Raw genomic sequence first — 14,785 nt, 5'->3', positions numbered from 1 at the left:
CGGAGGACGTGACAACATGCCGTCATGTCCTCCGCACTGACCGATCTCTTCCCCTACCCGATCGTGCAGGCACCCATGGCGGGCGGCGTCTCCGTGCCCCAGCTCGCGGCCGCGGTGTCCGAGGCGGGCGGGCTGGGCTTCCTGGCCGCCGGGTACAAGACCGCGGACGGGATGTACCAGGAGATCAAGCACCTGCGGGGACTGACGAGCCGGCCCTTCGGCGTCAACCTCTTCCTCCCGCAGCCGGAGGCGGCCGACCCCGCCGCCGTCGACGTCTACGCCCACCAGTTGGCCGGAGAGGCCGCCTGGTACGAGACGGAGCTGGGCGACCCCGACAGCGGCCGGGACGACGGCTACGACACCAAACTCGCCGTACTCCTCGACAACCCCGTGCCGGTGCTGTCCTTCCACTTCGGCGTCCCGAGCCGTGAGGTCGTCGACTCCCTGCACCGCGTGGGCACCTTCGCCCTGGTCAGCGCGACGACCGCGGACGAGGCCCGGGCCGTCGAGGAGTCCGGCGCCGACGCGGTGATCGCGCAGGGCGCGGAGGCCGGCGGCCACCAGGGCACTCACCGGGACAACCCGGAGACCGGAGGTGCGGGCACCGGGCTGCTGTCGCTGGTCGCCCAGGTCAGGGAGACGGTGAGCCTGCCGATCGTCGCCGCGGGCGGCATCATGCGCGGCGCCCAGATCGCCGCGGTCCTGGCGGCCGGCGCGAGCGCGGCCCAACTCGGCACCGCCTTCCTCGCCACCCCCGAGTCCGGCGCCCACGACCTGCACAAGCAGGCGCTGACCAACCCGCTGTTCGTGCGCACCGAACTCACCCGCGCCTTCTCCGGCCGCCCCGCCCGCGCGCTGGTCAACCGCTTCCTGCGCGAGCACGGCCCCTACGCCCCCGCCGCCTACCCCGAGGTGCACCACCTCACCTCGCCGGTCCGCAAGGCGGCGGCGAAGGCGGGGGACGCGCAGGGCATGGCGCTGTGGGCGGGACAGGGCCACCGGATGGCCCGGGAACTGCCCGCCGGACGGCTCGTGGAGGTGCTGGTGGCCGAACTCGCCGCCGCCGGGACAGCGTTGTCGGGCTATGCGACGGGAGGCGGCGGCCGATGACCGCACCGGTGTTCGTGGTCGACTCCCTGCGGCCGGAGGACCTGCCCGCGGGCGAGTACGTCCTCGACGGACCCGAGGGACGGCACGCCGTCTCCGTGAAGCGGCTGCGCGCGGGCGAGGAGGTGGTCCTCACCGACGGGCGCGGTCGCTGGGCCGAGGGCGTGGTCGAGGCGGCCGAGGGCAAGGACCGCCTCGTCGTCGCCGTCCCGGACGGCGTGCGCGAGGAGCCCGCCGAACAGCCGCGCGTCACCGTCGTCCAGGCCCTGCCCAAGGGCGACCGCGGCGAGCTGGCCGTCGAGACGATGACCGAGGTCGGCGTGGACGCGATCGTGCCCTGGGCGGCGTCCCGGTGCATCACGCAGTGGAAGGGCGAGCGCGGTCTGAAGGCGCTCGGCAAGTGGCGGGCGACGGCCCGGGAGGCCGGCAAGCAGTCCCGCCGGGTCCGCTTCCCCGACGTCGCGGACGCGGCGACGAGCAAGCAGGTTGCCTCACTTCTGGCCGAGGCCGACTTCGCCGCCGTACTCCACGAGAGCGGCGACGCGCCCCTGTCCGTCGCCGAACTCCCCGCCGCCGGCCACATCGTGCTGGTCGTCGGCCCGGAAGGCGGCGTGTCCCCGGAGGAGTTGGCGCTCTTCGCCGAGGTCGGTGCCCACCCCTACCGCCTGGGCCGCAGCGTCCTGCGCACCTCCACCGCGGGCACCGCCGCGACCGCCGTACTCCTGGCCCGCACCGGCCGCTGGTCCTGACGGCGCCCGGCGCCGGACCCCGTGCCGGTTCCGGTCAGTCGTCGTCGGCGGCGACCACGGCGGGGAACAGCTGCCAGCCGTCCAGCTCCACCGGCCGACCCCCGGGCCCGGGCAACGGCGCCCGCCGCCCGGCCTCCTCGACCAGCGCCCGTACGGCTCCGGGTTCGCGCAGGTTGAGCAGGTTGCCGCGATCGTCGCCCACGCAGCCCTCGTACCAGTGGCCGCCCTCCGTGGTCCAGTGGCCGGAGTCGGGAGCGCCCGCGCGAAAGACGAACCGGACCCGGGCCCCGTCCCGGTGGAGCGTCAGCGCGTCCCGCCGGACGCCGTCGCACCCCCGCTTCTGCCGGTGACTCCACAGCCAGGTGGTGCCTGCGTCCACGACGAGCCTGCGCTGCCTGCGGTCGTCACCCATGGCGCCCGCGGTAGTGAGGAGTGGCCGTATGCGCCCTACCGTCGGCTCCCGGGCGGTGGCAGGATGCCCTCCATGGGGGCATTGAGGCGGATTTGGCGCATGGCTCCGGTGGTCGTCGGCTCGGCCGTCGTCGTCGGTGGGGTCGTCGCGTGCGAACCGGGCGGACTCGGCACCGCGACCGTGGCGTACACGACCGACCAGACCGTGACCCGCGAACTGGAGCGGCAGAAGGCGGAGGTGCGCTGGCTCACCTGCACCGCCTCCTACGGCGACAAGGGCACCACGGCCTCGGCGTCCGATGACGCGGTCGCCTCCGTCCACTGCGAGGGCAGGACCGACGCCGGCCAGGACATCACCGTCGACGGCAAGGTCACCAAGGTCGTCAACGGCGCCTGCGTGCGCGGGAACCTGACCGCGAAGGTGGACGGCAAGCAGTGGTTCCGGGTCAAGGGCCTGGGCAACTGCGACGCCACCGGGGCGCCGCCCGCCGACCGGCCCTCCCAGGACCGGCCCTCCCAGGACCGGCCCGGGCCCACCGTGACCGTCACCCGGACCGTCTGGTGTCCCAAGGACCCGCACTGCGGCCCGGTCGAGGGCAAGTGACCGGACGGCGGCCATGGCCGGGAAGTGATCCAAACCTCTGTCGGCGGGCCGCGCCCCTGCATAGGGTATGGACGTGACTCAGCCCGCAGCGCCTGCCTACCTCCGCTTTCCGCACCCGCACGGCGAGTTGGTCGCCTTCACCGCCGAGGACGACGTGTGGCTCGCCCCGCTCGACGGCGGCCGAGCCTGGCGGGTCAGCGCCGACAACGTACCGGTGAACCACCCGCGCATCTCGCCCGACGGCACCACGGTCGCCTGGACCTCCACTCGCGACGGCGCCCCCGAGGTGCACGTCGCCCCCGTCGAGGGCGGCCCCGCCAAGCGCCTCACCCACTGGGGCAGCAGCCGGACCCAGGTACGCGGCTGGACCGCCGACGGCCGCGTCCTCGCCCTGAGCACCTACGGCGAGGCCAGCCTGCGCCGCAGCTGGGCCCGCGCCGTCCCGCTCGACGGCGGGCCGGCCACCACCCTGCCGTACGGCCCCGTCGGCGACGTCGCACAGGGCCCGCACACCGTGCTGCTCTCCGCACCGATGGGCCGCGAGGCCGCCTGGTGGAAGCGCTACCGGGGCGGCACGGCGGGCAAGCTGTGGATCGACCGCGAGGACGACGGCGAGTTCGTGCGCCTGCACGCCGACCTCGACGGCAACATCGAGTACCCGTTCTGGGTCGGCGACCGCATCGCATTCCTCTCCGACCACGAGGGCACCGGCGCCCTCTACTCCTCCCTCGCCGACGGCTCCGACCTGCGCCGGCACACACCGATCGACGGCTTCTACGCCCGCCACGCGGCCACCGACGGCACCCGTGTCGTCTACTCCTGCGCCGGTGAGCTGTGGACCCTCGACGACCTGGACGGCGCCGAACCGCGCCGCCTGGACGTCCGGCTCGGCGGCGCCCGCGTCGACCTCCAGTCGTACCCGGTCAACGCCGCCCGCTGGTTCGGCTCCGCGTCCCCCGACCACACCGCGCGCGGCAGCGCCGTCGCCGTACGCGGCGGCGTGCACTGGGTCACCCACCGCTCCGGCCCCGCCCGCGCGCTCGCGGTCACACCCGGCGTGCGCAACCGGCTGCCGCGCACCTTCCGCGCCGAGGGCGAGGAGTGGGTGGTGTGGGTGACGGACGCCGAGGGTGACGACGCCCTGGAGTTCGCGCCCGCCACCGGACTCGCCCCCGGCGCCACCGCACGGCGCTTGGCGGCCGGGCAGCTCGGCCGGGTGCTGCACCTCGCCGTCGCCCCCGACGGCAGCCGCGTCGCCGTCGCCTCGCACGACGGGCGGGTCCTGCTCGTCGAACGCGAGACCGGCGAGGTCCGCGAGGTCGACCGCAGCGAGGACGGCGACGCCTCCGGCCTCGTCTTCTCGCCCGACTCCGCCTGGCTCGCCTGGTCCCACCCGGGTCCGGAGCCGCTGCGCCAGCTCAAGCTGGCCAACACCACCGACCTGTCGGTGAGCGAGGCGACGCCGCTGCGCTTCAACGACTACTCGCCCGCCTTCACCCTGGACGGCAAGCACCTGGCCTTCCTCTCCACCCGCTCCTTCGACCCGGTCTACGACGAACACGTCTTCGACCTCGCCTTCGTCGAGGGCGCCCGCCCCTACCTGATCACCCTCGCCGCGACCACCCCCTCGCCCTTCGGCCCGCAGCGTCACGGCCGCCCCTTCGAGACCCCGGACCGCGAGGAGACCCCCGACAGCGAGGGCACCCCCACCACCCGCATCGACATCGAGGGCCTCGCCGACCGCATCGTGCCCTTCCCGGTCGAGGCCGCCCGCTACTCCCGGCTGCGCGCCGCCAAGGACGGCGTCCTGTGGCTGCGCCACCCGCTCACCGGTGTCCTCGGTGCCTCCCGCGCCAACCCGGAGGACCCCGACCCCAACACCGAGCTGGAGCGGTACGACCTCGCCCAGCAGCGCGTCGAGCACCTCGGCGGCGACGCCGACCACTACGAGGTCAGCGGCGACGGCAAGCGGGTGCTGCTGTGGACCGACGGACGGCTCAAGGTGGTACCCAGCGACCGGCGGGCCTCCGGCGACGAGGACAGCGACACCAACATCACCGTCGACCTGGCCCGGGTCCGCCAGACCGTCGAACCGGCCGCCGAGTGGCGGCAGATGTTCGACGAGACCGGCCGCATCATGCGGGACCACTTCTGGCGGGCCGACATGAACGGTGTCGACTGGGACGGTGTCCTGGACCGCTACCGGCCCGTCCTGGACCGCGTCGCCACCCACGACGACCTGGTCGACCTGCTGTGGGAGGTGCACGGCGAACTCGGCACCTCGCACGCCTACGTCACCCCGCGCGGCGGCCACGGCTCCGGTGCCCGGCAGGGCCTGCTCGGCGCCGATCTCTCCCGCCACGAGGACGGCACCTGGCGCATCGACCGCGTGCTGCCCTCCGAGACCTCCGATCCCAACGCCCGTTCCCCGCTCGCCGCGCCCGGTGTCGCCGTGCGTGCCGGGGACGCGATCGTCGCGGTCGCGGGACAGGCCGTGGACCCGGTCACCGGGCCCGGACCGCTGCTCGTCGGCACGGCGGGCAAGCCGGTCGAGCTGACCATCTCGCCGTCCGGCGGCGGGGAGGTGCGGCATGCCGTCGTCGTCCCGCTCGCCGACGAGGAGCCGCTGCGCTACCACGCCTGGGTCGCCGACCGGCGCGCCTACGTCCACGAGAAGTCCGGTGGGCGGCTCGGCTACCTGCACGTCCCGGACATGCAGGCCCCCGGCTGGGCCCAGATCCACCGGGACCTGCGCGTGGAGGTCGCCCGGGAGGGCCTGGTCGTCGACGTCCGCGAGAACCGCGGCGGGCACACCTCCCAGCTGGTGGTGGAGAAGCTGGCCCGGCGCATCGTCGGCTGGGACCTGCCGCGCGGGATGCGGCCGTCCAGCTATCCGCTGGACGCGCCCCGCGGGCCGGTGGTCGCGGTCGCCAACGAGTTCTCCGGCTCGGACGGCGACATCGTCAACGCGGCGATCAAGGCGCTGGGGATCGGGCCGGTCGTCGGCGTCCGCACCTGGGGCGGCGTCATCGGCATCGACAGCCGCTACCGGCTGGTGGACGGGACACTGATCACGCAGCCGAAGTACGCGTTCTGGCTGGAGGGGTACGGCTGGGGCGTGGAGAACCACGGCGTCGACCCCGACGTCGAGGTCCCCCAGCGCCCGCAGGACCACGCGGCGGGCCGCGACCCCCAACTGGACGAGGCGATCACGCTCGCGCTGGCGGCCCTGGAGGAAACCCCGGCGAAGACACCGCCGAGCCTGCCCTAGCCTGCGGCGCCCGTGACCAAGGCTGCGGGCAGTCGCCACGCCCCCCAGCTGCGGGCAGTCGTGCCGCTGGGGCGGCACGGGTGGGCGCAGCGGCACCCGGCAAGCGCCGGCGAGCGCACCCACCCGAGGCCCACCACGGCGCGCGGTGCACGTGCCGGCTCGGGCGGGGAGCGCGGCCCGGCGGAACGGGGTGCCGCCCGCGCCCACCCGTGCCGCCCCAAGCGGCACGACTGCCCGCAGCTGGAGGGACGGCGGCACGACTGCCCACAGTTGCGGCGGTGGCCGATACGATGCCTCCAGAAGATCACCGGCGTGAGGAGAGCCAAGTGGCTGGCGAACCACAGGACGACTGTCTGTTCTGCAAGATCGTCGCAGGGCAGATTCCCGCGACGATCGTCCGCGAGACGGACACCACCGTCGCGTTCCGGGACATCAACCCCCAGGCCCCCACCCACGTCCTCGTGATCCCCAAGGCCCACCACCAGGACGCCGCCGCCCTCGCCGCCGAGGCCCCGCAGCTCGCCGCCGACGTCCTGCGCGAGACCCAGGCCGTCGCCGGCGACGAGAAGCTGGACAGCTACCGCATCGTCTTCAACACCGGCAGCGGCGCCGGCCAGACCGTCTGGCACGCGCACGCCCACGTGCTCGGCGGCCGCGGCCTAGAGTGGCCCCCCGGATAGTCCGAGGCGGCAGACACCGTGTCCGTACGCGAACTCGTCGTCCTCGGCACCGCCAGCCAGGTCCCGACCCGGCACCGCAACCACAACGGCTACCTGCTCCGCTGGGACGGCGAGGGCATCCTGTTCGACCCGGGCGAGGGCACGCAGCGCCAGATGCTGCGCGCCGGGGTCGCCGCCCACGACCTGAACCGGATCTGCGTCACCCACTTCCACGGCGACCACAGCCTCGGCCTCGCCGGCGTGATCCAGCGCATCAACCTCGACCAGGTCCCGCACGAGATCACCGCCCACTACCCGCGCTCCGGGCAGCGCTTCTTCGAGCGGCTGCGGTACGCCACCGCCTACCGCGAGACCGTCGTCCTCACCGAGGCCCCGGTCGCCGACGACGGCCCGCTCGCCCTCACCCCCGCCTACACCCTGGACGCCCGCAGGCTCTCCCACCCCGTCGAGTCGTACGGCTACCGGCTCACCGAGCCCGACGGCCGCCGTATGCTGCCCGACCGCCTCGCCGCGCACGGCATCAAGGGGCCCGACGTCGGCCGCATCCAGCGCGAGGGCTCGCTGAACGGCGTACCCCTCGACGCGGTCAGCGAGGTCCGCCGCGGCCAGCGGTTCGCGTTCGTCATGGACACCCGGCTCTGCGCGGGCGTGCACGCGCTCGCCGAGGGCTGCGACCTGCTGGTCATCGAGTCGACCTTCCTCGACGAGGACGAGGCGCTCGCCACCGACCACGGCCACCTCACCGCCGGGCAGGCCGCCCGGGTGGCCCGGGACGCGGGCGTACGGCACCTGGTGCTCACCCACTTCAGCCAGCGCTACTCCGACCCAGAGGAGTTCGAGCGGCAGGCGCGCGCCGCCGGTTACGAGGGGGAGCTGACGGTGGCCAGGGACCTCACCCGCGTCCCGGTTCCGAAACGCCGGTAGAACGGTCGTACGATGCTCTGATGCCCCTGCCCAAAGCTGAACTGCACCTGCACATCGAAGGCACCCTGGAGCCGGAGCTGGCCTTCGCACTGGCCGCCCGCAACGGGGTCGCGCTGCCGTACGCGGACGAGGACGCCCTGCGCGAGGCGTACCGCTTCGAGGACCTCCAGTCCTTCCTGAACCTGTACTACGAGCTGATGGCCGTCCTGCGCAGCGAGCGGGACTTCGAGGACCTGGCCAACGCCTACCTCGCCCGCGCCGCCGCGCAGGGTGTCCGGCACGCGGAGATCTTCTTCGACCCGCAGGCCCACCTCGCCCGGGGCGTGGAGATGGGCACGGTCGTCGAGGGGCTGTGGCGGGCGCTGGGCGCCAGTCGAGAGAACCACGGCGTCTCCACCCGGCTGATCCTCTGCTTCCTGCGCGACGAGTCCGCCGAGTCGGCGATGGCGACGCTGGACGCCGCGAGGCCGTACCTCGACCGCATCACCGGTGTCGGCCTGGACTCCGCCGAGGTCGGCCATCCGCCGGTGAAGTTCCGCGAGGTGTACGAGGCCGCCGCCGCCCTCGGGCTGCGCCGGGTCGCGCACGCGGGCGAGGAGGGGCCGCCCGCGTACGTCGTCGAGGCCCTCGACGTCCTCGGCGTGGAGCGGATCGACCACGGGCTGCGCTCGGTGGAGGACCCGGCGCTGGTCGAGCGGCTGGTGCGCGAGCGCGTCCCGCTCACCCTGTGCCCGCTGTCCAACGTGCGGCTGCGCACGGTCGACACGCTCGCCGACCACCCGCTGCCCGCGATGCTCGACGCGGGCCTCATGTGCACGGTGAACTCCGACGACCCGGCCTACTTCGGCGGTTACGCGGGCGACAACTTCGACGCGGTGCGCGAGGCCCTCGGCCTCACCGGGGAGCGGCTGCGGGAGCTGGCCCGCAACTCGTTCCTCGCCTCCTTCCTGGAGGACGACGAGGAGTTGCGGGCGCGCTGTCTCGCGGAGGTCGAGGCGTACGAGTTCCCCGCCGCGTAGCGGTTCCCGCGCGCGTGGTCTCAGCCCGTCCCGGACCCCGGCGCGGCCGCCGCCTGCCGGGGTCCCGCCGTGTCGTAGGCGCCCTGGACGGCCACCGCCGGGGCCTCCACGTCGATCTCCACCACCGGCTGCTCCACGGCGCCGACCTCCGGCACCGCACCGCTCGGCGTGCCCGTGGCGGCGGCGACCAGCGCGGCCGGGGTGCCGCCGCGGCGGCGGATCGCGCCGGGCAGCAGCGGGCGTCCGCCGGTGTGCAGGGCGACGGCGGTCATCGGCGCGGCGACCAGCAGCAGTCCCGCGCCGAGCACCAGGCCCATGCCGGCGTACCCGGCGTGCGCGGCCAGCGTGGTGCCGGTCAGCGGACCGGCCGCCGTGCCCAGCGAGGACGCCGAACCGACGAGGACCGCCCACCGGCCGCGCGGGTCGAGCGAGGCGGCGAGGCCGATCAGGTACGACAGGACGACCGGGTACAGCGTGTTCCAGGCGATCTGGCCGGTCGCGAAGGTCGCGGGGGCGGTCGCGGACGCGGTCAGCGCGATGCACACCGCGATCAGTGCGGTGCCCCCGCCTATCGGCATCGCCCGCCCCAGCCGCGGCCCGAGGGCCCCGGCCGCCAGCACGCCGACCAGCCCCGCGCACAGTGCGGCGGCCAGGACGGCTCCGAGTGCGGCGTCGCCCAGCTTCGCCTGCGTCAGTCCGATGCGGCTGCTGACACCCCACAGCGAGTTCTGCGCGAGCGACCAGAGCAGGACGGTGGCGGCGAGGGCCAGTCCCGAACGGCGGTGGGGGAGCGGGGCGGTGCTTGCGGTGCCGGGCCCGCCCGCCGACGTGGCCGCGGCGCCCGGCAGCCGGTCGGTCAGCGGCCAGACCACGAGCGCGGTCAGCGCGATCGCGGCCAGCGGCAGGCCGTGCGACCGGCCGAAGTGCGGGATCGTCAGGTACACCGCGCCGGCCAGCGCCGACACGCTCAGCAGGCCCGCGGTCGAGGCGCGGTGCGGCTGGTGCTCGGCGGCGATCCGGCCGGCGGCGACCGTGCTGGCCGTCCCCGAACCGAAACCGCCCACGACCGCGCCGACGACGACGGCAGGGACGGCGGTGGTGCACGCGGCGGCGCCGTAGCCGAGGACGGCCAGCGCGAGCCCGAAGCGGGCCAGTGTCCGGGCGCCGAGCTGCTGGATGCGGGAGGCCAGCAGGAAGCCCGCGGTCGCCGAACTCAGCAGCAGCGCGCTGCCGACGGCGCCCGCCTGCGTGGTGGACAGCGGAAGGCTGGTGTCGAGTCTGCCGACGGTGGTGGGCAGCAGATACGGAGGCAGATACCCGGCCGTGAAAAGGGCGACGAGGGGCCAAGGAGTGGTGCGGGGGGCGAACACGGGCGTTCCCAGGGCATGCGAAAGGGACGGTGTGAAGGGAGGGGGCGACGACCCGTCGACCGAGAGGGGCGCGCGGGCAATTTGTATCAAGCGCGGGGTGGCGTGAAACAGGTGGGCAGGTGTGATCTAGGTCACATAGTTGTTTGTGAGGCTGAGGGCTGGGTAACAGAGGCGGCTTGCATCAGTGGAGCGAGCCGGTTCCGGCAGCGACCGACCTGCGGACTCCTGCTGCGCGCGGACGAGTCATTGACGCCGCGCATTCACTTACATAGCGTTCATTCGCATACATGGACGAAGGAAAGGGTGCCCCTGTGTCCGCCGACCTCACCGTCACGGCCGTCCGCCTCACGCCGATCCTCGTCGCGGACCCGCCGCTGCTCAACACCCAGGGCGTGCACCAGCCGTACACCCCCCGGCTGATCGTCGAGGTCGAGACCGCCGGCGGGATCACCGGCGTCGGCGAGACCTACGGCGACGCCAAGTACCTGGACCTCGCCCGCCCGTTCGCCGACCGGCTGGTGGGCCGCCGGGTCAGCGATCTGAACAGTCTGTTCGCCCTCGCCGACGAGGTCGCCGTGGACGACTCCCGGGTCTCCGGACAGGTCGACGTCGGCGGGCTGCGCGGCGTCCAGACCGCCGACAAGCTACGCCTTTCCGTCGTCTCCGGCTTCGAGGTCGCCTGCCTCGACGCCCTCGGCAAGTCGCTCGGCCTGCCCGTGCACGCCCTGCTCGGCGGCAAGGTCCGCGACGCCGTCGAGTACAGCGCCTACCTCTTCTACAAGTGGGCCGACCATCCCGAGGGCGTCGCCTGCGAGAAGGACGACTGGGGGGCCGCCGTCGACCCGGCGGGCGTGGTCGAGCAGGCCCGCGCCTTCACCGAGCGGTACGGCTTCACCTCGTTCAAGCTCAAGGGCGGCGTCTTTCCGCCCGACGAGGAGATCGCCGCCGTCAAGGCCCTCGCCGCGGCCTTCCCCGGCCACCCGCTGCGCCTGGACCCCAACGGCGCCTGGTCCGTGGAGACCTCGCTCAGGGTCGCGGCGGAACTCGGGGACGTCCTGGAGTACCTGGAGGACCCCGCGCTCGGCACCCCGGCGATGGCCGAGGTCGCCGCGCGGACCGGCGTGCCGCTCGCGACCAACATGTGCGTGACGACGTTCGCGGAGATACCGGAGGCGTTCACCAAGGGCGCCGTCCAGGTCGTGCTCTCCGACCACCACTACTGGGGCGGGCTGCGCAACACCCGGCAACTCGCCGCCGTCTGCCGCACCTTCGGCGTCGGGGTCTCCATGCACTCCAACACCCACCTCGGCATCAGCCTCGCCGCCATGACCCACGTGGCGGCCACCGTGCCCGACCTCCGCCACGCCTGCGACTCCCACTACCCCTGGCAGTCCGAGGACGTGCTCACCGAACGGCTCACCTTCGAGGCCGGCAAGGTCGCCGTCTCCGACGCACCCGGCCTCGGTGTCCAACTCGACCGCGACAAGCTGGCGTTCCTCCACCGCCGCTGGCTCGACGACGACGGCACCCTCCGCGACCGCGACGACGCGGCGGCGATGCGGGTCGCCGACCCCACGTGGGTCACCCCGTCCGTGCCGCGCTGGTGAGGGGCCGTCCCGCTTCCTGCGCCGGGTTGTCGGCGGTGTGGTGCACACTGGCCTGAACCGCACCATGCCAGGGAGCGCACCGTGACAGCCTCCTCCGTGTCCACTGTGTTCGTGTCCACCGCCCCGGAGCCCGCCGTGCCGGCCGAGCCCGCCGTGCCGGCCGAGCCCGCCGTGCCGGCCGAGCCCGCCGTGCCGGCCGAGCACGCCGTGCCGGCCGAGCACGCCGTGCCGGCCGACGGGCGGACGCACCGCCACACCCAGGGCGAGGGAGCGCACCGACGGCGCGAGGCCGATCCTCTCGCCGCTCTGCGCACCCCGCAGGACCCGCCCTGGGACGTGTACCTGACGGGCACCGTCTTCCTCGACGTGATCTTCACCGGGCTCGACTCCGCACCGGTGCGCGGGACCGAGTCCTGGGCCCGGGGGATGGGGTCGAGCCCGGGCGGCATCGCCAACATGGCGACCGCGCTGGCCCGCCTCGGCCTGCGCACCTCGCTGGCCGCCGCGTTCGGCGACGACCACTACGGCGACTACTGCTGGGACGCGCTCGCCCGGGGCGAGGGCATCGACCTGTCCTGGTCCCGCACCGTGCCCGGCTGGCACTCGCCGGTGACGGTCTCGATGGCGTACGACGGGGAGCGCACGATGGTCTCCCACGGTCACGAGCCGCCCCCCGAGGAACCGTCCCCGGACTGCCCGCCCGGCGCCCGTGCCGCCGTCGCCTCCCTCACGCCCGGCGTCAGCTCCCCCTGGATCGCCCAGGCCGCCGCCCGCGGCACCCGGGTCTTCGCCGACGTCGGCTGGGACGACACCGGCGCCTGGGACCTGGCCGCGCTGCCCGACCTCGCGCACTGCGAGGCCTTCCTGCCCAACGCGGAGGAGGCCATGCGCTACACCGGCGCCGGCTGCCCCCGCGCCGCCGCGCACGCCCTGACCGAGCACGTGCCGCTCGCCGTGGTCACCCTCGGCGCGGACGGCGCCTACGCGGTGGACCGACGCACGGGGGAGAGCGCCGAGGTCCCCGCCATCGAGGTGGAGGCCCTGGACCCGACCGGCGCCGGGGACGTCTTCGTGGCCGGCTTCGTCACCGGCACCCTGGCCGGCTGGCCGCTGGCCGACCGCCTGGCCTTCGCGGGCCTGACCGCCGCGCTGTCCGTGCAGGAGTTCGGCGGCTCGCTGTCGGCACCCGGCTGGTGCGAGATCGCCACCTGGTGGCGCAAGGTCCAGTCGGTCGAGGGCCAGGACCCGACGGCCCTCAGCCGCTACGCGTTCCTGGCCGGTCTGGTCCCCGACGTCCCACCGGGTTCCTGGCCACTGCGCCGCGCGGTCCCGACCATCGGCTTCCGTCCCCCGGCCTGACGCTCGCCCGGTCGGCGCCGTGGCGGGGGCGTGCCCTCCCCAGCGGCTGCCGGCGCGGGCCGGCACCTGCACCGGAAGCCGACCCCGACCCCGGCTGCGTGCTGCTCCGAGGCGCCCCTTTCACCCGGCCGCCGTGCCGCTGCGAAGGCCGTCGCCCGTGCTTCTCGGACCGAGCCGGGTCCGTCCCGGTCCGAACTCGCCGGATCGCCCGAGGAACCCGCACGACGACCCTTTCACGCCCTTTTCTGGCGGGAGCGACGGGGGCGTCGCGGATTCGACAATCCTGTGATTGATCGATGTGCGATCTGTGGTGTTTCTGTGACGCTGACGGAGGGGCGGGTCGGCATGAGGGATACACCCGAGCGCGGAAGCGTCTGGTGTCCCGTGGTCACGGTGTTCACGCTGGTCGGGCTCATGACGGTCGCGGCACCGGACAGCCCGGCTTCGGCGGTGGCCGCCTGCGGGGCGGGTGGAGTCGATGCGGACTTCAACGGCGACGGTGTGCGTGACGTGGTCGTTGCCGACCCGGAGGCGACCGTCGGCGGCAAGCAGCGCGCCGGTGCCGTGACCGTCGTCTACGGCGGTACGGGACTGGGGCCCGAGCGCTTTGACCAGGACAGTGACGAGGTGCGGGGCAGTGCTCAGGAGGGGGCCGAGTTCGGCCTCAGCCTGGCGCAGGCGGACCTGAACGGCGACGGATGCAGCGACCTCGTCGTCGGCGCGCCCTACACGGACGTGGTGGACGCGCAGGACGCGGGAGCCGTGCACGTTCTCTTGGCTGTCGAAGCCCTTTACGCCAGCAGGAAAAGGCAAAGTCGTTGACGCCAATAAGCAGAAATATGGGGTGCCTACCTGCGAAATATGTGGCAAGGAAGTGACTCGCCCAGCGAAATCCCAACGCGGGGTGACGCCCCCTAAGGATGAATGGCAGATAGACCACGTCGTGCCTAAGTCGCGTGGCGGATCGGGGGATCCCTCCAACGGGCAGCTACTGTGTCGGGTATGCAACAGGGCCAAGTCGGACAATTGACAAGAGGGTCAGTGATGAGTGAACAACCTCATGTAAACGCGAACGCAATCCAATCGAAAATTCGCGAGGACATTGCGAGGGAGGGGTGGAGTTGGATTTGGGTATTCGATCCGGACGGGAAGTTGTCACCCTTCGCGTACACTATCGGGTTTGCGGCTACTTTCGGCCATCCGGAGATTGTCGTTGCGGGCCTTCCCGAGGGGGCCTCTGAAGGCGTGTTGAGCTCCGCTCACGCGGAACTCGAAAGTGGGGCAATATTCAGCGACGGAAGTGTCTCGGACGGTGTTCTCGAGGCGTTCGCCGTGCGTTTCCGGTCGGTGTCGGTAAGCGCGCAGCCCGATGTTCTCGTGCAAGCCACTGAGTTCTATGGTGGTCGAGAGTTTGAGGTGCTTCAGCTGTGTTGGCCAGATAAGGATGGGAATTTTCCAGGCGATCCGGGTGCGTCCGCATGGCTGAATGCTCGGCAGTCCCTGAAGTAGCGGGCGTCGTTCTCGGCCTCAACCAGCCAGGACGGGCGGCCAGGAACCTATTGGGTACCGGATCATGCCAGAGACTTCGTGCCGACCCCGAGAGCGGCGAGCTCTGGATTGATTGGCTGCTTGAGATTCGGGACGTTGTCGGGTGAGACCGTCAGCCCACCGGCTTGTACGCTTG

The 14,785-nt window shown here is 73.2% G+C and carries 14 protein-coding genes; 12 read left to right on the top strand and 2 right to left on the bottom strand.

Going from position 1 to position 14,785, the window contains the following annotated elements; all coding sequences use genetic code 11:
* Positions 1 to 24: 24 nt before the first annotated feature.
* Entirely contained in the window at positions 25 to 1,110 is a 1,086-nt protein-coding gene (locus AB0P07_RS28060) for a nitronate monooxygenase (protein ID WP_365555421.1), read from the top strand.
* A complete protein-coding gene (locus AB0P07_RS28055) occupies positions 1,107 to 1,856 on the top strand; it encodes a 16S rRNA (uracil(1498)-N(3))-methyltransferase (protein ID WP_365555420.1) in 750 nt (249 codons plus the stop codon). The genes AB0P07_RS28060 and AB0P07_RS28055 overlap by 4 nt, the downstream gene beginning before the upstream one ends.
* Positions 1,857 to 1,890: 34 nt before the next feature.
* On the opposite strand, the gene AB0P07_RS28050 is transcribed toward AB0P07_RS28055, so the two are convergent.
* Entirely contained in the window at positions 1,891 to 2,268 is a 378-nt protein-coding gene (locus AB0P07_RS28050) for a hypothetical protein (protein WP_365555418.1), read from the bottom strand.
* A 99-nt stretch (positions 2,269 to 2,367) separates the two neighbouring features.
* On the opposite strand from AB0P07_RS28050, the gene AB0P07_RS28045 reads away from it, so the two are divergent.
* The 5 genes from AB0P07_RS28045 to AB0P07_RS28025 all read left to right on the top strand — a co-directional run bounded on the left by AB0P07_RS28045 (position 2,368) and on the right by AB0P07_RS28025 (position 8,765).
* Positions 2,368 to 2,871, top strand: a complete 504-nt coding sequence (locus AB0P07_RS28045) for a hypothetical protein (protein ID WP_365555416.1) — start codon at positions 2,368 to 2,370, stop codon at positions 2,869 to 2,871.
* A gap of 67 nt (positions 2,872 to 2,938) precedes the next feature.
* Positions 2,939 to 6,142: a PDZ domain-containing protein gene (locus tag AB0P07_RS28040; RefSeq protein WP_365555414.1), complete on the top strand. Its 3,204-nt coding sequence runs from the start codon at positions 2,939 to 2,941 to the stop codon at positions 6,140 to 6,142.
* A gap of 326 nt (positions 6,143 to 6,468) precedes the next feature.
* Positions 6,469 to 6,822, top strand: a complete 354-nt coding sequence (locus tag AB0P07_RS28035) for a histidine triad nucleotide-binding protein (protein WP_365555412.1) — start codon at positions 6,469 to 6,471, stop codon at positions 6,820 to 6,822.
* Positions 6,823 to 6,840: 18 nt separating this feature from the next.
* Complete coding sequence (locus tag AB0P07_RS28030) at positions 6,841 to 7,746, top strand: ribonuclease Z (protein WP_365555411.1); 906 nt, start codon at positions 6,841 to 6,843, stop codon at positions 7,744 to 7,746.
* 20 nt (positions 7,747 to 7,766) lie between these two features.
* On the top strand, positions 7,767 to 8,765 hold the full coding sequence (locus AB0P07_RS28025) for an adenosine deaminase (protein WP_365555409.1): 999 nt from the start codon (positions 7,767 to 7,769) through the stop codon (positions 8,763 to 8,765).
* A gap of 20 nt (positions 8,766 to 8,785) precedes the next feature.
* Here the strand turns inward: AB0P07_RS28025 and AB0P07_RS28020 are convergent, their stop codons facing one another.
* Entirely contained in the window at positions 8,786 to 10,135 is a 1,350-nt protein-coding gene (locus tag AB0P07_RS28020) for an MFS transporter (RefSeq protein WP_365555407.1), read from the bottom strand.
* 311 nt (positions 10,136 to 10,446) lie between these two features.
* Here AB0P07_RS28020 and AB0P07_RS28015 point away from each other — a divergent pair, with 311 nt between their 5' ends.
* The 5 genes from AB0P07_RS28015 to AB0P07_RS27995 all read left to right on the top strand — a co-directional run bounded on the left by AB0P07_RS28015 (position 10,447) and on the right by AB0P07_RS27995 (position 14,610).
* The gene (locus tag AB0P07_RS28015; RefSeq protein ID WP_365555588.1) at positions 10,447 to 11,742 is read left to right on the top strand and encodes a glucarate dehydratase family protein; all 1,296 of its coding nucleotides are present in this window, start codon (positions 10,447 to 10,449) and stop codon (positions 11,740 to 11,742) included.
* A gap of 306 nt (positions 11,743 to 12,048) precedes the next feature.
* Positions 12,049 to 13,101, top strand: coding sequence for a PfkB family carbohydrate kinase (locus AB0P07_RS28010; RefSeq protein WP_365555586.1), 1,053 nt, complete (start codon positions 12,049 to 12,051; stop codon positions 13,099 to 13,101).
* 393 nt (positions 13,102 to 13,494) lie between these two features.
* A complete protein-coding gene (locus AB0P07_RS28005) occupies positions 13,495 to 13,923 on the top strand; it encodes an FG-GAP repeat protein (protein WP_365555405.1) in 429 nt (142 codons plus the stop codon).
* Positions 13,924 to 13,945: 22 nt separating this feature from the next.
* Positions 13,946 to 14,131 carry an HNH endonuclease signature motif containing protein gene (locus AB0P07_RS28000; protein WP_365555403.1) on the top strand — a complete coding sequence of 62 codons (186 nt, stop codon included), beginning with the start codon at positions 13,946 to 13,948 and terminating at the stop codon, positions 14,129 to 14,131.
* Positions 14,104 to 14,610: a DUF4262 domain-containing protein gene (locus AB0P07_RS27995; RefSeq protein WP_365555401.1), complete on the top strand. Its 507-nt coding sequence runs from the start codon at positions 14,104 to 14,106 to the stop codon at positions 14,608 to 14,610. The genes AB0P07_RS28000 and AB0P07_RS27995 overlap by 28 nt, the downstream gene beginning before the upstream one ends.
* The last annotated feature ends 175 nt before the right edge of the window (positions 14,611 to 14,785 follow it).

Origin of the sequence: Streptomyces sp. NPDC085944, from assembly GCF_040686295.1 — a bacterium.
Lineage (GTDB): Bacteria > Actinomycetota > Actinomycetes > Streptomycetales > Streptomycetaceae > Streptomyces > Streptomyces salinarius.
This window is presented reverse-complemented; position numbering and strand designations above follow the sequence as displayed.

Coding starts and splice junctions, on each gene's coding strand:
- AB0P07_RS28060 (WP_365555421.1), top strand. CDS start 25: ATGTCCTCCGCACTGACCGATCTCTTCCCCTACCCGATCGTGCAGGCA.
- AB0P07_RS28055 (WP_365555420.1), top strand. CDS start 1,107: ATGACCGCACCGGTGTTCGTGGTCGACTCCCTGCGGCCGGAGGACCTG.
- AB0P07_RS28050 (WP_365555418.1), bottom strand. CDS start 2,268: ATGGGTGACGACCGCAGGCAGCGCAGGCTCGTCGTGGACGCAGGCACC.
- AB0P07_RS28045 (WP_365555416.1), top strand. CDS start 2,368: ATGGCTCCGGTGGTCGTCGGCTCGGCCGTCGTCGTCGGTGGGGTCGTC.
- AB0P07_RS28040 (WP_365555414.1), top strand. CDS start 2,939: ATGGACGTGACTCAGCCCGCAGCGCCTGCCTACCTCCGCTTTCCGCAC.
- AB0P07_RS28025 (WP_365555409.1), top strand. CDS start 7,767: ATGCCCCTGCCCAAAGCTGAACTGCACCTGCACATCGAAGGCACCCTG.
- AB0P07_RS27995 (WP_365555401.1), top strand. CDS start 14,104: ATGCAACAGGGCCAAGTCGGACAATTGACAAGAGGGTCAGTGATGAGT.